Genomic DNA, 16,050 nt, shown 5'->3' with positions numbered 1-16,050 from the left:
CGATGAGTCGCATACCAGCCGTTAAAACCGGCATGGTCGCGTCGCTATCGCAAAATCGAGGGTGTTATCCGGAGGACTTCCATGAATGTGCAGTGGACCAGATCGCTAGAGATCACCGCCCCATGGAATTCTTGCTTTTGGGAGTGCTGTCTTTTTCTGAGTCCTGCTGGACCCAGCGGAAAAAAATATAAACAGGCAGCGCAATAAGCGCGAGTGTTACAAACGCGTCGACCGACATGGTTTCATCCATCATTTATACCGTTCATCATGAAACGGCTCGAAAACAATGCATGAAATCTCTTTAAAAAGTCTGAATCTGCTTATTTTTCGGGATGTTGCGGGGTGGCACACCTATAGGAGCCGGCCTGTATGAATGTGGAACAGGAGTGCCGATCTGGCATAGACTCACGCCGGAAAAGCCGCTCCACCAGCCCAAGGCCGCGGCCGTCTACAGAATCGGGGGCAGGGGCCGTGATTCCCGATGCAGGAAGTTTACGGTAAAACGCACCGACATCCGAAAGAGCTTCGGCTTGGTAATGCGCACAATTTGAAGAAGCTGGAAAATGGTGGGCGATGAGAGACTCGAACTCCCGACATCCTCGGTGTAAACGAGGCGCTCTACCAACTGAGCTAATCGCCCTTCGCGTCCTGCAGATCGTGTCTGCCGCGTCGGTGGCCGTGATGTATTCGGATCGGAAAAAAACCGCAAGGGCTTTTGTGAAGTTTTTTTGTTTTTTTTCCGGACAGCTTTGCCCACTGGCAGAGGTGATCGGCAAAAAGCCGGGAACTGCGGGCTTTTCGATAAAAACAACGCCCGGCCGTTACCTTTGGCGGTATGCTGAAATCGCGTTACGGACACCCCGGCTGTGGACAAGTTTTTTGTTTTTGTTGGGAAAAGCCCGGAAAACAAGGCATTCGCTGCAATGCCGGTCAAAGGCCTTTCAGTTTTTTCCGATCAAAATGAAGAAGCTTATTCTTTTGTCGTGAAACCTGCTTGACACCCCCGCACGAACGCCGTAGTTAGCCGCTCAACGAACAGCCGAGGCTGGTTCGTACGGCGAGACTAAGGTCTTGTCGGTCAGGATAAGCGGGTGTAGCTCAGTTGGTTAGAGTGCCGGCCTGTCACGCCGGAGGTCGCGGGTTCGAGCCCCGTCACTCGCGCCATCCTGTTCCTCGGAAAAAAACGCAGACGAATGTCTGTGGAGCGCGGGTGTAGCTCAGTCGGTTAGAGTGCCGGCCTGTCACGCCGGAGGTCGCGGGTTCGAGCCCCGTCACTCGCGCCATTTCTTTCACCGAAATGACACTCCCAAACGAAGCAAGCAGGCATCGTCCTGCCATATCGGCAATGGCGATTTCAGCGCCTGTTTCCGGCATTTGCGAGCGCGGTTTTTCCTGCTGTTTTTAGTCAAGTTTCGATATCGAGAGATCGTCACTTCGCTGCCATTTTGACGTAAAATTCGTGTGACTTTTTTGCGGTTGCGTCGTTCAATCGATTATTATTGTATTTGAGGGGCTTAGCCCGGAATTGTGGCCCAAATTTGCGTCAATTCCGGCAATATTGTTGCCAATCAATGCGGCAGGTGTCTTGAAATGGTGCCTAAACTCTTGCAGAGAGAGCGCGGCTGCGCTAACCACTTTGGCGTTGCAACATATTTGTGCGCCTTTAGACTTTCAGTCGCAAAGGCAGGTCCGGCACCCGGCCGGACAGGGAAGAGACCATGACTGAACTCCTCAGTTCCTATATTCCGATCGCAATCTTTATCGGTATCGCTCTTGTCATTGGCCTGGCGCTTCTCATCGCGCCTTTCGCTGTCGCTTATAAGGCGCCGGACCCGGAAAAGCTCTCCGCTTTCGAGTGCGGTTTCAATGCCTTCGACGACGCCCGCATGAAGTTCGATATCCGGTTTTATCTGGTGTCCATTCTCTTCATCATCTTCGACTTGGAAGTCGCCTTCCTGTTCCCCTGGGCTGTGTCCTTCGGTGATATGGGCTGGTTCGGTTTCTGGTCTATGATGGTGTTCCTCGCCGTTCTCACCATCGGCTTTATCTATGAGTGGAAGAAGGGAGCGCTGGAATGGGCATGAGCCAGAACAACAGCACGCTCGTTGCACCGCAGCCGAAGGGGATCATCGATCCCGCGACCGGCAAGCCTGTCGGCAGCAACGATGCCTACTTCACGGAAATCAACGACGAGCTGGCCGACAAGGGCTTTCTCGTCACCTCGACCGACGAGCTGATCACCTGGGCGCGTACCGGCTCCCTGATGTGGATGCAGTTCGGTCTTGCCTGCTGCGCCGTCGAGGGTCTGATGCAGGCTTCCGGCCCGCGTTACGACATGGAGCGCTTCGGTGTCGCCCCGCGCGCCTCGCCGCGCCAGTCGGACGTGATGATCGTCGCGGGAACGCTGACCAACAAGATGGCGCCGGCACTGCGCAAGGTCTATGACCAGATGCCTGAGCCGCGTTACGTCATCTCCATGGGCTCCTGCGCCAATGGCGGCGGATATTACCATTATTCCTACGCCGTCGTGCGCGGCTGCGACCGAGTCGTGCCGGTGGATATCTACGTTCCGGGCTGTCCCCCCACGGCGGAGGCGCTGCTTTACGGCGTGCTTCTGCTGCAGAAGAAGATCCGGCGTACCGGTACGATCGAGCGCTAAGGGCAAAGGACGGATTAAGGAATGAGCGAAGCTCTAAACGATCTTGCTGCTTACGTTAAGGAAGCGCGTGGTTCCCTCGTGGTTTCGGCCGATATCGCCTATGGCGAGCTGACGCTGAACACGACGACGGAAAGCGTTATCGCGCTTTTGACGTTCCTGCGTGACGATGTGCAGTGCGGTTTCGTCAACATCATCGATATTTGCGGCGTCGACTGGCCGCAGCGCGAGAAGCGTTTCGACGTTGTCTATCACCTCTTGTCGCCGCGCCAGAATCTGCGCGTGCGCATCAAGCTGCAGGTGGCGGAAGACGAGGGCGTTCCCTCGGCAACCTCCGTTTACATGGGTGCAGACTGGTTCGAGCGCGAAGCCTGGGATATGTACGGCATTCCTTTCGAAGGCCATGCGGATCTTCGCCGAATCCTCACCGATTACGGTTTCGAAGGTCATCCGCTGCGCAAGGATTTTCCGGTTACCGGCTTTGTGGAAGTACGCTACGATGACGTTCTGAAGCGGGTTCTCTATGAACCGGTCGAACTGAAGCAGGAATTCCGCAATTTCGATTTCCTCTCTCCCTGGGAGGGGACTGACTATGTTCTCCCGGGTGATGAAAAGGCCAAGCAATGAGCGAAGCCCCCGCGACAGAGCACGGACAATGTCTTTGCGGCGCCGTTGGCTTCAATGCCAGCATCGGCGCCCGCGAATTCGGCGTTTGCCATTGCTCGATGTGCCGCCGCTGGTCCGGCGGAACATTTCTGGCTGTCGAATGCGCTGACGTCGCCATCGAGAACGAGGAGCATTTCGGTGTTTATACCTCGTCGGAATGGGGCGAGCGCTGCTTCTGCAGGAATTGCGGCAGCACGCTGATGTGGCGCTCCAAGGATGGCAAGCATTTTGCCGTCTCGTTGCAGGCTTTCGACAACCCTTCCAGTTTCCATTTTGCGTCGCAGATTTTCACGGATGAGAAGCCTTCGAGCTATTCTTTCGCGCAAACCACGCAGAACATGACCGGCCCCGAATTCATCGCCATGATCACCTCGGCGGAGCACTAGAATGACTGAGCATAACGTCCGCAATTTCACGATCAACTTCGGTCCGGAACACCCTTCCGCGCACGGCGTGCTGCGTCTGGTTCTGGAACTGGACGGCGAAATCGTCGAGCGCGTCGATCCGCATATCGGTCTTCTGCATCGCGGTACCGAAAAGCTGATCGAGACCAAGACATACCTTCAGGCGGTGCCTTATTTCGACCGTCTCGACTACGTCGCGCCGATGAACCAGGAACACGCTTTCGCGCTCGCCGTCGAAAAGCTGCTGGGTCTCGAAATCCCGATGCGCGGCCAGCTGATCCGCGTGCTTTATTCGGAAATCGGCCGCATCCTGTCGCACATCATGAACGTGACGACTCAGGCCATGGACGTCGGCGCAATGACGCCGCCTGTCTGGGGCTTCGAGGAACGTGAAAAGCTGATGGTGTTCTACGAGCGCGCCTGTGGCGCCCGCATGCACTCGGCCTATGTCCGTCCGGGCGGCGTGCATCAGGATCTGCCGCCGGAACTGGTCGAAGATATCGGCAAATGGTGCGATCCCTTCATTACCGTTCTCGACAATATCGAAGGCCTGTTGACCGACAACCGCATCTACAAGCAGCGTAACGTCGATATCGGCGTCGTCTCGCTTGAAGATGCCTTTGCCTGGGGTTTCACGGGCGTCATGGTTCGCGGTTCGGGTGCTGCCTGGGATTTGCGTCGCGCGCAGCCCTACGAGTGCTATTCCGATCTGGAGTTTGATATCCCCGTCGGCAAGAACGGCGACTGCTATGACCGTTACCTGATCCGCATGCAGGAAATGCGCGAATCGGTGAAGATCATGAAGCAGTGCGTCGATCTTCTGTCCGGCAAGCACCGCATCGGCCCGGTCTCCTCGCTGGATGGCAAGGTGGTTCCGCCCAAGCGCGGCGAGATGAAGCGTTCGATGGAAGCTCTTATCCATCACTTCAAGCTCTATACCGAAGGCTATCACGTTCCGGCCGGCGAAGTTTACGCTGCCGTCGAAGCGCCGAAGGGCGAGTTCGGCGTCTACGTGGTCGCCGATGGTTCGAACAAGCCCTACCGCTGCAAGATCCGCGCGCCGGGTTATGCACATTTGCAGGCGATGGATTTCCTGTGCAAGGGCCATCAGCTTGCCGACGTTACAGCCGTGCTCGGCTCCCTCGACATCGTGTTCGGGGAGGTCGACCGCTGATGCGTCTGCCGCTGGCCATCTTGGCTTTTCTTGCTGCGATGTCGACCTCCGTTCTCGCCCAGACGGCGACGGAAGAGGGGGGCGTATCGCTATCAAGCAGCGGCGGTTCCACCATCAAGCAGCTTCTGTCTTCGGGATACGAGATCAAGGCCTCGGTTCCCAATGGCAGCAAGTTCATCGTGTTCATGCAGAAAGACAAGGCGGCTTATGCCTGCGAATTCGTCACGGTGGCGAGATCGCGTTGTGAGACGTTAAACTGAAAAGGCGTGAGGAAGTATGTCCGTTCGTCGACTAGCCGAAGATCAGTTCCAGCCCGTGGCATTTGCCTTTAACGCGGATAATACCGCATGGGCGGAAAAGACGATCCAGAAATATCCGGAGGGACGCCAGCAATCGGCGGTTATCCCGCTGCTTATGCGTGCGCAGGAGCAGGACGGCTGGGTTACCCGCGCCGCCATCGAAAAAATCGCCGACATGCTGGATATGGCCTATATCCGCGTCATGGAAGTGGCGACCTTCTACACCCAGTTCCAGCTGAAGCCGGTCGGCACACGCGCCCATGTTCAGGTTTGCGGCACCACGCCCTGCATGCTGCGCGGCTCCGAAGCGCTGATGGATGTCTGCCGCAAGAAGATCCACCACGATCCGCTGCACACCAACGAGAGCGGCACGCTGTCCTGGGAAGAAGTGGAATGTCAGGGCGCCTGCGTCAATGCGCCGATGGTCATCATCTTCAAGGATGCCTATGAGGATCTGACGCCCGAGCGCCTGGAAGAGATCATCGACACGTTCGAGGCAGGCAAGGGCGACACGGTCAAGACCGGCCCCCAGATCGACCGTCACCAGTCGGTGCCCGTTGGCGGCCTGACGACGCTGACGGAAGAGATCAAGCCAGATCGCTCCAATCTCGACAAGCCTGCGGAAGCTCCGGCGGAAGCAGCCCCCGTTCTTCCTTCGAATGCCGCCAAGCCGAAGACGGACGCACCGGAAACCGATCCGAAGCTGAAGACGCCTGCGAACGAGCCCAAGGCTGCTGCGGAAAACGCAAAGGCAGGGGAACAGCAATCGGCAGGCAAGGAAGCGACAGCATCCAGACCGTCGCTTGAGTCGGCCGACCGTCCCGCAGGCATTGAAAAGCCCGCTGCGCCCGATGACCTGAAACTCATTTCAGGCGTTGGCCCGAAGATCGAAGGCACGCTTAACGAGCTCGGCATCTTCACCTATGCGCAGATTGCCGGCTGGAAGAAGGCCGAGTGCGACTGGGTGGATGGTTATCTGAATTTCAAGGGCCGCATCGAACGCGATGAGTGGATCAAGCAGGCCGAGGCGCTCGCCAAGGGTGGCGAAGCCGAGTATATCAGGGTCTTCGGCAAGAAGCCGCGGTAAAGGGTGAAGCATGTTAAAAGATCAGGATCGCATCTTTACCAATCTCTACGGCCTCAAGGACAAGTCCCTGAAGGGCGTGATGGCGCGCGGCCATTGGGATGGCACCAAGCAGATCATCGAAAAGGGTCGTGACTGGATCATCAATGAGATGAAGGCTTCCGGCCTTCGCGGTCGCGGCGGCGCAGGCTTCCCGACGGGTCTCAAGTGGTCCTTCATGCCCAAGGAAAGCGACGGCCGTCCGCATTATCTCGTGGTCAACGCCGACGAATCCGAGCCCGGCACCTGCAAGGACCGCGAAATCCTGCGCAACGATCCGCATACGCTGATCGAAGGCTGCGTTATCGCCGGTTTCGCCATGGGTGCGCACACCGCCTATATCTACGTGCGTGGCGAATATATGCGCGAACGTGAGGCGCTTCAGGCCGCCATCGACGAATGTTACGATGCCGGCCTGCTCGGCAAGAACAACAAGAACGGCTGGGATTTCGACATCTACGTCCATCACGGCGCAGGTGCCTATATCTGCGGCGAAGAGACAGCACTGCTCGAAAGCCTTGAGGGCAAGAAGGGCCAGCCGCGCCTGAAGCCGCCGTTCCCGGCCAATATGGGTCTTTACGGTTGCCCAACGACCGTCAACAACGTCGAATCCATCGCCGTTGCTCCGACGATTCTGCGCCGAGGTGCGGCATGGTTCTCGTCTATCGGCCGTCCGAACAATGTCGGCACCAAGCTGTTCATGGTCTCCGGCCATGTCGAGCGTCCATGCACCTTCGAAGATGCGCTGGGCCTGTCCTTCCGTGAACTGATCGAACACCATTGCGGTGGCATTCGCGGCGGCTGGGACAATCTGCTTGGCGTCATCCCCGGCGGCGCATCCTGCCCCATCGTGCGCGGTGAGGACATGAAGGACGCCATCATGGACTTCGACGGCATGCGCGAAGTGAAGTCGTCCTTCGGCACCGGCGGCATGATCGTCATGGACAAGTCCACCGACGTCATCAAGGCGATCGCCCGCATCGCGGCGTTCTTCAAGCATGAAAGCTGCGGCCAGTGCACGCCGTGCCGTGAAGGCACCGGCTGGATGTGGCGCGTGCTGGAACGCATGGTGAAGGGCAACGCGCAGAAGCGCGAAATCGACATGCTGTTCGAAGTGACGAAGCAGATCGAAGGCCACACCATCTGTGCGCTCGGCGACGCCGCCGCATGGCCGGTACAGGCGCTGATCCGCAATTTCCGTCCGGAAATCGAAAAGCGCATCGATCAATATACCTACAGGGCCATGGATGATGGCGCTGTTCTGGAAGCTGCCGAATAAGCTTTTCGCAGTTTGCATGCGGCGCGGGGATGATCCCGGCGCCGGAAAACCATGAAGCGCCTGACCGACGAGATGAAGTGTCGGGCGCGATTAAGGATTTGTTGCGGACCGTGTGAGAGACACGGGACGAACAGGCAACAGGACGTAAGTAGAACCATGGCAAAGCTCAAGGTTGACGGTAAAGAGATCGAGGTTCCGGATCATTTCACGCTGTTGCAGGCGTGCGAGGAGGCTGGTGCTGAAGTTCCGCGCTTTTGTTTTCATGAGCGCTTGTCGGTCGCGGGTAACTGCCGCATGTGTCTCATTGAGGTGAAGGGCGGACCGCCCAAGCCCGCCGCATCCTGCGCCATGGGCGTGCGCGACGTTCGCGGCGGCCCGAATGGCGAATTGCCTGAAGTTTTCACCAACACGCCGATGGTCAAGAAGGCCCGCGAAGGCGTGATGGAGTTCCTTCTCATCAACCACCCGCTCGATTGCCCGATCTGCGACCAGGGCGGCGAATGCGACCTGCAGGACCAGGCTATGGCCTTCGGTATCGCCGGTTCGCGTTACGCGGAAAACAAGCGTGCGGTTGAAGACAAATATATCGGCCCGCTCGTCAAGACGGTGATGAACCGCTGCATCCACTGCACGCGCTGCGTCCGTTTCACAACGGAAGTTGCCGGCATCGCCGAACTCGGCCTCATCGGCCGTGGCGAGGATGCTGAAATCACCACCTATCTCGAGCAGGCGATGACCTCCGAGCTTCAGGGCAACGTCGTCGATCTTTGCCCGGTCGGTGCGCTCACCTCCAAGCCTTTCGCTTTCACTGCCCGTCCGTGGGAACTGAACAAGACCGAAACCATCGACGTGATGGACGCTCTCGGTTCGGCGATCCGCGTCGATACCCGTGGCCGTGAAGTCATGCGCGTCATGCCGCGTGTCAACGAGGCAATCAACGAAGAGTGGATTTCCGACAAGAGCCGCTTCATCTGGGACGGCCTGAAGACGCAGCGTCTCGACCGCCCTTACGTCCGCAAGGATGGCCGCTTGCAGCCCGCAAGCTGGGGCGAAGCCTTCGGCGCTATCAAGCAGGCGGTTGCCGCAACCAGCGGCAGCAAGATCGGCGCGATTGCCGGTGACCTTGCTTCCGTCGAGGAAATGTTCGCGCTGAAGTCGCTTCTGGCGTCGCTCGGCTCGGCCAATGTCGATTGCCGTCAGGATGGCGCAGCGCTTGATCCGTCTTTGGGTCGCGCCAGCTACCTGTTCAATTCCACAATCGAAGGCATTGAGCACGCGGATGCGCTGCTGATCGTCGGCGCCAACCCGCGTTATGAAGCGGCCGTGCTCAATGCACGTATCCGCAAGCGCTGGCGTCGCGGTGGTTTCCCGATCGGCGTGATCGGCGAAGCCGGTGAGCTGCGCTACAACTACGAATATCTAGGCTCCGGCGCTGAAACGCTTTCCGATCTCGCCAATGGCTCTCACAGTTTCATTGAGAAGCTGAAGTCCGCCAAGAACCCGCTGATCATCATCGGCCAGGGCGCTCTGGCACGCGCCGATGGTGCAGCCGTTCTCGCGGCCGCTGCGAAGCTTGCCGTTTCGGTTGGCGCAATCAGCGAAGAGTGGAACGGCTTCTCGGTGCTTCACACTGCCGCTGCCCGCGTCGGTGGTCTCGACATCGGCTTCGTGCCGGGCGAGGGCGGTGTTGCTGCTGCCGAAATGGTAACGTCCATGGACGTTCTCTTCCTGCTCGGCGCCGATGAAATCGACCTGTCGAACAAGGGCGCCAAGTTCACCGTCTACATCGGTAGCCACGGCGACCATGGCGCGATGAACGCCGACGTCATCCTTCCGGGGGCGGCCTACACCGAAAAATCCGGTATCTGGGTCAACACCGAAGGCCGCGTTCAGGTGGGCAACCGCGCCGGTTTCGCACCGGGCGAGGCCCGTGAAGACTGGGCGATCCTGCGTGCGCTTTCCGACGTGCTCGGCAAGAAGCTGCCGTTCGATTCGCTGTCGGCGCTGCGCGGCCAGCTTTATGTCGCGCATCCGCATCTGGCGGAAACCGATGAGATCGTTGCCGGCAACGGCGCGGATGTCGAGGCACTTGCCGCTCGCGCGGGCAGCCTCAATAAGTCTGCGTTTGCCTCGCCGGTAAAAGACTTTTATTTGACGAACCCGATTGCGCGCGCATCCGCCGTCATGGCCGAGTGTTCCGCATTGGCCCGCAACAATTTCCAGGCTGCGGCAGAGTAAGGGTAGGGGATTATGGAATCGTTTTTCTGGAGCTACGTCTGGCCCGCGCTGATCATGGTCGGCCAGTCCCTGCTGCTTCTCGTTTGCCTTCTGGTGGCCATCGCCTTCCTTCTGCTTGCCGACCGTAAGGTCTGGGCAGCCGTGCAGTTGCGCCGTGGTCCCAACGTCGTCGGCCCCTTTGGTCTGTTCCAGTCCTTCGCCGACCTTTTGAAATTCATCCTGAAGGAGCCCGTCATTCCCGCGGGCGCCAACAAGGCGGTCTTCCTTCTGGCGCCGCTGGTTGCCGTAACGCTGGCGCTCGCCACCTACGCGGTCATCCCCTTCGCCGATGGCTGGGTCGTTGCCAATATCAATGTCGGCATTCTCTACATTTTCGCGATTTCCTCGCTTGAAGTGTACGGGATCATCATGGGTGGCTGGGCTTCGAACTCGAAGTACCCGTTCCTCGGCGCGCTTCGTTCGGCGGCGCAGATGGTGTCCTACGAAGTGTCTATCGGCCTCGTCATCGTCACCGTGCTTCTGTGCGTCGGCTCGCTCAACCTCACGGATATCGTTCTGGCGCAGCGCACCGGCCTCGGCACGATGATCGGTCTGCCGGCCTCGTTCCTCGACTGGCACTGGCTGTCGCTGTTCCCGATGTTCATCGTGTTCTTCATCTCGGGCCTTGCCGAAACCAACCGTCCGCCCTTCGACCTTCCAGAAGCGGAATCGGAACTGGTGGCCGGTCACATGGTCGAATATGGCTCGACGCCTTACATGATGTTCATGCTCGGCGAATATGCTGCGATCGTTCTGATCTGCTGCCTGACGACGATCCTGTTCCTTGGTGGCTGGCTGCCGATCGTGGATGTGTGGTTCCTGAACTGGATTCCGGGCATTGTCTGGTTCGCGCTCAAGGGCTGCATGGTTTTCTTCATGATCGCTCTGGTGAAGGCCTTCGTTCCGCGTTACCGCTATGACCAGCTCATGCGCCTTGGCTGGAAGGTATTCCTGCCGCTGTCGCTCGCCATGGTCGTTATTGTTGCATTCGTATTGAAGCTGACGGGGTGGGCCGGTTGATGTCCGTACTCCTCGCTCAGAAATCTGGAGTTTGAGATGGCAAGCCTTTCCCAAGCCGTCAATTCACTGTTCCTCAAGGAGTTCGTCGGTGCGATCTTCCTGACGATGCGCCACTTCTTCAAGCAGAAGGCCACGGTGAATTATCCTTTCGAAAAGGGCCCGGTGTCTCCGCGCTTCCGCGGCGAGCATGCGCTGCGCCGTTATCCGAACGGTGAAGAGCGCTGCATCGCCTGCAAGCTGTGTGAGGCGATCTGTCCCGCTCAGGCGATCACCATCGAAGCCGGTCCGCGCCGCAATGACGGCACCCGCCGCACGGTGCGTTACGACATCGACATGGTGAAGTGCATCTATTGCGGTTTCTGCCAGGAAGCCTGCCCGGTGGATGCCATCGTCGAAGGCCCGAACTTCGAATTCGCGACGGAAACCCGCGAGGAGCTTTATTTCGACAAGCAAAGGCTTCTCGACAATGGCGACCGCTGGGAGCGTGAAATTGCGCGCAACCTCGCACTGGATGCGCCTTACCGTTAAGGCGCAACCGTCTTTCCGGGGGAGACCCCGGGAAGCGAAGAAAGAGTAAAAGAGCCTGCACGGTTATCGCCGGCGGGGACGAAACGGGTAGAGCGCGCGATTGCGCGGTCTTTGCCCGGATGAGGACAAGAAGGCACCAACATGGGTCTGCACGCTGTATTCTTTTATATATTCGCTTTCGTCGCCGTGGCGTCTGCGTTCATGGTCATCGCATCGAAGAACCCTGTTCATTCGGTGCTGTTTCTGATTTTGACCTTCTTCAACGCAGCCGCGCTGTTCCTGCTGACGGGGGCCGAATTCCTCGCCATGATCCTGCTCGTCGTTTATGTCGGTGCGGTGGCGGTGCTCTTCCTCTTCGTCGTCATGATGCTGGATGTGGATTTTGCGGAGCTGCGCTCCGGCGTGCTGCAATATGCGCCGATCGGTGCGCTGATCGGTATCATCCTCGCGGCTGAACTGATCGTCGTGGTCGGCGGCAGCGTGCTTAACCCGCAGGCCGCCAAATCGATTACCATGCCGATCCCGTCACCGGCCGTGCGCACCAATACGGCCGCGCTGGGCGACGTGCTCTATACCAATTACGTCTACTTCTTCCAGCTTGCAGGTCTCGTGCTGCTGGTGGCCATGATCGGCGCCATCGTGCTGACGCTGCGTCACCGCACCGACATCAAGCGGCAGAACATATCCACGCAGGTCGGCCGTGACCCGAAGACCGCCGTCACCACGGTCAAGGTCAAGCCGGGCCAGGGCATCTGAAGGCGCGAACGGATCCAAGGAAACAGAATATGGAAATCGGTCTTTCCCACTACCTGACGGTCAGCGCGATCCTCTTCACGATCGGCATCTTCGGTATCTTCCTCAACCGGAAGAACGTCATCGTCATCCTCATGTCGATCGAACTCATCCTGTTGGCGGTGAACATCAACATGGTGGCGTTCTCGGCTTTCCTGAACGACATCGTCGGCCAGGTCTTCGCACTGTTCATTCTGACCGTCGCAGCCGCCGAAGCGGCCATCGGTCTTGCAATACTCGTTGTCTTCTACCGCAACCGCGGATCGATCGCTGTCGAAGACGTCAATATGATGAAGGGCTGATAAGGCTATGATCTACAAGGCTATCGTCTTTCTTCCCCTGATCGGCTTCCTGATTGCCGGCCTGTTTGGCCGGTCGATCGGCGCCAAGGCTTCGGAATATGTCACCACCGGTCTGATGATCGTGGTCGCCGTCCTGTCGTGGATCGTCTTCTTCTCCGTCGCGCTTGCCCATGGCGAGCCGGGCGAGGTGATCAAGGTCACCGTGCTGCGCTGGATCCAGTCCGGCGGCATCGACGTCGAGTGGGCGTTCCGCATCGATACCCTGACGGCCGTCATGTTCGTCGTCGTCAACACCGTCTCGACGCTGGTGCACCTCTATTCGATCGGATACATGCACCACGATCCGCATCGTCCGCGCTTCTTTGCCTATCTTTCGCTGTTCACCTTCGCGATGCTGATGCTGGTGACCTCCGACAACCTGCTGCAGATGTTCTTCGGCTGGGAAGGCGTTGGTCTGGCGTCGTACCTGCTGATCGGTTTCTGGTTCAAGAAGCCTTCGGCGTCTGCTGCTGCCATGAAGGCGTTCATCGTCAACCGTGTTGGCGACTTCGGCTTCATTCTCGGCATATCAGGCGTCTTCGTGCTGTTCGGCTCGATCAATTTCGAGACCATCTTCGCTGCCGCCAGCACCTATCTGCCGGCTGAAGGTGCAGCTTCCACCGAAACCGTCATCAACTTGTTCGGCATGCAGCTGGACAAGGCCAATGCGATGACGGGCGTCTGCCTGCTGCTCTTCATGGGCGCCATGGGTAAGTCGGCGCAGTTCCTGCTGCACACCTGGCTGCCGGACGCAATGGAAGGCCCGACTCCTGTGTCCGCCCTCATTCACGCCGCAACCATGGTCACCGCCGGTGTCTTCCTGGTTGCCCGCATGTCGCCGCTGTTCGAATTGTCGCATGATGCGCTCACCGTCGTGACGCTGGTCGGCGCCATCACCGCCTTCTTCGCAGCGACCGTCGGTCTCGTTCAGAACGATATCAAGCGCGTGATTGCCTATTCGACCTGCTCGCAGCTCGGTTACATGTTCGTGGCCCTTGGCGTCGGCGCTTATGGCGCGGCCGTGTTCCATCTCTTCACGCATGCCTTCTTCAAGGCACTGCTGTTCTTGTGCGCTGGTTCGGTTATCCATGCCGTCGATGGCGAGCAGGACATGCGTTACATGGGCGGCCTGCGCAAGCATATCCCCATCACCTTCTGGACGATGACCGTCGGCACGCTGGCGCTGACAGGTGTAGGCATTCCGGGCACGATGATCGGCTTTGCCGGCTTCTTCTCGAAGGACGTGATCATCGAATCCGCTTATGCGTCCCATTCGGTGCTGTCAGGTTTCGCCTTCACGCTGCTGGTCATCGCCGCGCTGTTCACCAGCTTCTATTCCTGGCGTCTGGCGTTCATGACCTTCTTCGGAAAGCCGCGCGCTTCGGCTGACGTGATGCACCATGTGCATGAATCGCCGATGGTCATGCTGATCCCGCTCTTCATCCTCACCGTCGGCGCGATTTTCGCCGGTGTTGTCTTCGAAGGTTATTTCTTCGGCCATGAATATGCCGAGTTCTGGAAGGGTGCTCTCTTCACGCTTCCGGAAAATGAAATCCTTGACGAGTTCCACCATGTTCCGCTGTGGGTCAAGTGGAGCCCGTTCTTCGCCATGGCGCTTGGTTTTGTCACCGCATGGTACATGTATATCAAGTCGCCGGAGACGCCGAAGCGTCTGGCAGCGACCCATCGCGGCCTCTATCAGTTCCTCTTGAACAAGTGGTATTTCGACGAGCTTTACGACTTCCTCTTCGTGCGTTCCGCAAAGGCGCTTGGCCGCTTCCTGTGGAAGAAGGGCGACGTGGCCGTCATCGACCACTACGGACCGAACGGCATTGCAGCGCGTGTGGTTGACGTGACCAACCGCATGGTCCGCCTGCAATCTGGTTACCTTTATCACTATGCCTTTGCGATGCTGATCGGCATCGCGGCGCTTGTCACCTGGATGATGCTCGGGAGTGCGTTTTGATGACCGATTGGCCAATTCTTTCAACGGTCACCTTTCTGCCGCTCGTCGGCGTGGTGCTCTTGCTGCTGACCAATGAGAACGGCCCTTACGGTCGCCGCAACATTCTCAACGTCTCGCTGCTGACGACCGTTTTCACCTTCCTGGTGTCGCTGTTCGTCTGGATCGGCTTCGATAATTCGAACCCCGGTTTCCAGATGGTGGAAAAACACGCATGGTTCGGCAACATCGCCGCCTATCATCTGGGCGTCGATGGCATCTCCATGCTGTTCGTCATCCTCACCACCTTCCTCATGCCTTTCTGCGTGCTGGCAAGCTGGCAGTCGGTTGAAAAGCGCATCAAGGAATACATGATCGCCTTCCTGCTTCTGGAAGTTGTCATGATCGGCGTCTTCGTGGCGCTGGATACGGTTCTTTTCTACGTCTTCTTCGAAGCAACGCTGATCCCGATGTTCATCATCATCGGCGTCTGGGGCGGCAAGGATCGCGTCTACGCATCCTACAAGTTCTTCCTTTACACGCTGCTTGGCTCGGTTCTGACCATGCTCGCCATCATGGCGATGTACTGGCAGTCCGGCACGACCGATATGACGGAATTGCTGAAATACGGCTTCCCGGCCGGCATGCAGACCTGGCTGTGGCTTGCCTGTTTCGCGGCATTCTCGGTCAAGATGCCGATGTGGCCGGTACACACCTGGCTGCCGGATGCGCACGTGCAGGCGCCGACCGCAGGTTCCGTCATTCTGGCAGGCGTCATGCTGAAGCTTGGCGGTTACGGTTTCATCCGTTTCTCGCTATCGATGTTCCCCTTGGCGTCGGACTATTTCGCTCCCTTCGTCTTCACGCTGTCGGTTCTCGCCATTATCTACACCTCGCTCGTGGCGATGATGCAGGACGACATCAAGAAGCTGATCGCCTATTCCTCCGTCGCCCACATGGGTTACGTGACCATGGGCATCTTCGCGGCCAATGTGCAGGGCGTGCAGGGCGCAATCTTCCAGATGCTGTCGCACGGCATCGTGTCGGGCGCGCTCTTCCTATGCGTCGGCGTCGTTTACGATCGGCTGCACACCCGTGAGATCTCTGCCTATGGCGGTCTCGTGAACAACATGCCGAAATATGCCGTCGCCTTCATGATCTTCACCATGGCCAATGTCGGTCTGCCCGGCACCTCCGGCTTCGTTGGTGAATTCCTGACGCTGATCGGCGTATTCCGCGCCAACACGCTGGTCGCGCTGTTTGCGGCAACCGGCGTCATCCTCTCGGCCGCTTACGCGCTGTGGCTTTACCGCCGCGTGATTTTCGGTGCGCTTGAGAAGGAAAGCCTGAAATCGATGCTCGATCTGTCAACCCGCGAAAAGGTCATCCTTTATCCGCTGGTTGCGCTGACGATCTTCTTCGGCGTCTATCCGGCTCCGGTTTTCGATGCGACAGCCGCTTCGGTCGATCTTCTGGTAAACAACTATACGGCTGCATTGCAGGCGGCGCAAAATGTTGCGCTTTCTATGAATTGACGACAGGACCCGTT

At 58.4% G+C, this 16,050-nt stretch carries 17 protein-coding genes and 3 tRNA genes; 18 read left to right on the top strand and 2 right to left on the bottom strand.

Annotation, left to right across the window (positions count from 1 at the left end):
* Window positions 1-112: 112 nt before the first annotated feature.
* Together ACQZ63_RS00950 and ACQZ63_RS00945 are read right to left on the bottom strand one after the other, a co-directional pair.
* Complete coding sequence (locus ACQZ63_RS00950; protein WP_003512649.1) at window positions 113-253, bottom strand: hypothetical protein; 141 nt, start codon at window positions 251-253, stop codon at window positions 113-115.
* 311 nt (window positions 254-564) lie between these two features.
* Window positions 565-640, bottom strand: a tRNA-Val gene (locus ACQZ63_RS00945).
* 226 nt (window positions 641-866) lie between these two features.
* On the opposite strand from ACQZ63_RS00945, the gene ACQZ63_RS00940 reads away from it, so the two are divergent.
* The 18 genes from ACQZ63_RS00940 to ACQZ63_RS00855 all read left to right on the top strand — a co-directional run bounded on the left by ACQZ63_RS00940 (window position 867) and on the right by ACQZ63_RS00855 (window position 16,036).
* A complete protein-coding gene (locus ACQZ63_RS00940) occupies window positions 867-998 on the top strand; it encodes a hypothetical protein (protein ID WP_003512651.1) in 132 nt (43 codons plus the stop codon).
* Between the two features lie 89 nt (window positions 999-1,087).
* Window positions 1,088-1,164 (top strand) — tRNA-Asp (locus ACQZ63_RS00935).
* Between the two features lie 42 nt (window positions 1,165-1,206).
* Window positions 1,207-1,283, top strand: a tRNA-Asp gene (locus ACQZ63_RS00930).
* A 435-nt stretch (window positions 1,284-1,718) separates the two neighbouring features.
* Window positions 1,719-2,084: an NADH-quinone oxidoreductase subunit A gene (locus ACQZ63_RS00925; RefSeq protein WP_003512653.1), complete on the top strand. Its 366-nt coding sequence runs from the start codon at window positions 1,719-1,721 to the stop codon at window positions 2,082-2,084.
* Window positions 2,075-2,659, top strand: a complete 585-nt coding sequence (locus tag ACQZ63_RS00920) for a NuoB/complex I 20 kDa subunit family protein (RefSeq protein ID WP_003512655.1) — start codon at window positions 2,075-2,077, stop codon at window positions 2,657-2,659. The genes ACQZ63_RS00925 and ACQZ63_RS00920 overlap by 10 nt, the downstream gene beginning before the upstream one ends.
* Window positions 2,660-2,680: 21 nt before the next feature.
* Complete coding sequence (locus ACQZ63_RS00915; RefSeq protein ID WP_003512657.1) at window positions 2,681-3,283, top strand: NADH-quinone oxidoreductase subunit C; 603 nt, start codon at window positions 2,681-2,683, stop codon at window positions 3,281-3,283.
* The gene (locus ACQZ63_RS00910; protein WP_003512658.1) at window positions 3,280-3,708 is read left to right on the top strand and encodes a GFA family protein; all 429 of its coding nucleotides are present in this window, start codon (window positions 3,280-3,282) and stop codon (window positions 3,706-3,708) included. The genes ACQZ63_RS00915 and ACQZ63_RS00910 overlap by 4 nt, the downstream gene beginning before the upstream one ends.
* Window position 3,709: 1 nt before the next feature.
* Window positions 3,710-4,900, top strand: coding sequence for an NADH-quinone oxidoreductase subunit D (locus tag ACQZ63_RS00905; RefSeq protein ID WP_003512668.1), 1,191 nt, complete (start codon window positions 3,710-3,712; stop codon window positions 4,898-4,900).
* A complete protein-coding gene (locus ACQZ63_RS00900) occupies window positions 4,900-5,160 on the top strand; it encodes a hypothetical protein (protein ID WP_013635948.1) in 261 nt (86 codons plus the stop codon). Before ACQZ63_RS00905 ends, ACQZ63_RS00900 begins: the two co-directional genes overlap by 1 nt.
* Before the next feature lie 16 nt (window positions 5,161-5,176).
* The gene (locus ACQZ63_RS00895) at window positions 5,177-6,286 is read left to right on the top strand and encodes an NADH-quinone oxidoreductase subunit E (protein ID WP_019565474.1); all 1,110 of its coding nucleotides are present in this window, start codon (window positions 5,177-5,179) and stop codon (window positions 6,284-6,286) included.
* A gap of 10 nt (window positions 6,287-6,296) precedes the next feature.
* A complete protein-coding gene (gene nuoF, locus ACQZ63_RS00890; RefSeq protein WP_003502381.1) occupies window positions 6,297-7,601 on the top strand; it encodes an NADH-quinone oxidoreductase subunit NuoF in 1,305 nt (434 codons plus the stop codon).
* Between the two features lie 156 nt (window positions 7,602-7,757).
* Window positions 7,758-9,839, top strand: coding sequence for an NADH-quinone oxidoreductase subunit NuoG (nuoG, locus tag ACQZ63_RS00885; RefSeq protein ID WP_019565476.1), 2,082 nt, complete (start codon window positions 7,758-7,760; stop codon window positions 9,837-9,839).
* 12 nt (window positions 9,840-9,851) lie between these two features.
* Window positions 9,852-10,898: an NADH-quinone oxidoreductase subunit NuoH gene (nuoH, locus tag ACQZ63_RS00880; protein ID WP_013635951.1), complete on the top strand. Its 1,047-nt coding sequence runs from the start codon at window positions 9,852-9,854 to the stop codon at window positions 10,896-10,898.
* Window positions 10,899-10,934: 36 nt separating this feature from the next.
* Window positions 10,935-11,426: an NADH-quinone oxidoreductase subunit NuoI gene (gene nuoI, locus ACQZ63_RS00875; protein ID WP_003512679.1), complete on the top strand. Its 492-nt coding sequence runs from the start codon at window positions 10,935-10,937 to the stop codon at window positions 11,424-11,426.
* 141 nt (window positions 11,427-11,567) lie between these two features.
* Window positions 11,568-12,182, top strand: a complete 615-nt coding sequence (locus ACQZ63_RS00870) for an NADH-quinone oxidoreductase subunit J (RefSeq protein ID WP_003512680.1) — start codon at window positions 11,568-11,570, stop codon at window positions 12,180-12,182.
* 29 nt (window positions 12,183-12,211) lie between these two features.
* Window positions 12,212-12,520, top strand: a complete 309-nt coding sequence (nuoK, locus tag ACQZ63_RS00865; protein ID WP_003496445.1) for an NADH-quinone oxidoreductase subunit NuoK — start codon at window positions 12,212-12,214, stop codon at window positions 12,518-12,520.
* Between the two features lie 7 nt (window positions 12,521-12,527).
* Entirely contained in the window at window positions 12,528-14,525 is a 1,998-nt protein-coding gene (nuoL, locus tag ACQZ63_RS00860; protein WP_013635952.1) for an NADH-quinone oxidoreductase subunit L, read from the top strand.
* Window positions 14,525-16,036 carry an NADH-quinone oxidoreductase subunit M gene (locus ACQZ63_RS00855; RefSeq protein WP_013635953.1) on the top strand — a complete coding sequence of 504 codons (1,512 nt, stop codon included), beginning with the start codon at window positions 14,525-14,527 and terminating at the stop codon, window positions 16,034-16,036. The genes nuoL and ACQZ63_RS00855 overlap by 1 nt, the downstream gene beginning before the upstream one ends.
* The last annotated feature ends 14 nt before the right edge of the window (window positions 16,037-16,050 follow it).

It is taken from the genome of Agrobacterium sp. CG160-95 (assembly GCF_053521725.1).
This window is presented reverse-complemented; position numbering and strand designations above follow the sequence as displayed.

Coding starts and splice junctions, on each gene's coding strand:
- ACQZ63_RS00950 (WP_003512649.1), bottom strand. CDS start 253: ATGATGGATGAAACCATGTCGGTCGACGCGTTTGTAACACTCGCGCTT.
- ACQZ63_RS00925 (WP_003512653.1), top strand. CDS start 1,719: ATGACTGAACTCCTCAGTTCCTATATTCCGATCGCAATCTTTATCGGT.
- ACQZ63_RS00920 (WP_003512655.1), top strand. CDS start 2,075: ATGGGCATGAGCCAGAACAACAGCACGCTCGTTGCACCGCAGCCGAAG.
- ACQZ63_RS00915 (WP_003512657.1), top strand. CDS start 2,681: ATGAGCGAAGCTCTAAACGATCTTGCTGCTTACGTTAAGGAAGCGCGT.
- ACQZ63_RS00910 (WP_003512658.1), top strand. CDS start 3,280: ATGAGCGAAGCCCCCGCGACAGAGCACGGACAATGTCTTTGCGGCGCC.
- ACQZ63_RS00905 (WP_003512668.1), top strand. CDS start 3,710: ATGACTGAGCATAACGTCCGCAATTTCACGATCAACTTCGGTCCGGAA.
- ACQZ63_RS00900 (WP_013635948.1), top strand. CDS start 4,900: ATGCGTCTGCCGCTGGCCATCTTGGCTTTTCTTGCTGCGATGTCGACC.
- ACQZ63_RS00895 (WP_019565474.1), top strand. CDS start 5,177: ATGTCCGTTCGTCGACTAGCCGAAGATCAGTTCCAGCCCGTGGCATTT.
- nuoF (WP_003502381.1), top strand. CDS start 6,297: ATGTTAAAAGATCAGGATCGCATCTTTACCAATCTCTACGGCCTCAAG.
- nuoG (WP_019565476.1), top strand. CDS start 7,758: ATGGCAAAGCTCAAGGTTGACGGTAAAGAGATCGAGGTTCCGGATCAT.
- nuoH (WP_013635951.1), top strand. CDS start 9,852: ATGGAATCGTTTTTCTGGAGCTACGTCTGGCCCGCGCTGATCATGGTC.
- nuoI (WP_003512679.1), top strand. CDS start 10,935: ATGGCAAGCCTTTCCCAAGCCGTCAATTCACTGTTCCTCAAGGAGTTC.
- ACQZ63_RS00870 (WP_003512680.1), top strand. CDS start 11,568: ATGGGTCTGCACGCTGTATTCTTTTATATATTCGCTTTCGTCGCCGTG.
- nuoK (WP_003496445.1), top strand. CDS start 12,212: ATGGAAATCGGTCTTTCCCACTACCTGACGGTCAGCGCGATCCTCTTC.
- nuoL (WP_013635952.1), top strand. CDS start 12,528: ATGATCTACAAGGCTATCGTCTTTCTTCCCCTGATCGGCTTCCTGATT.
- ACQZ63_RS00855 (WP_013635953.1), top strand. CDS start 14,525: ATGACCGATTGGCCAATTCTTTCAACGGTCACCTTTCTGCCGCTCGTC.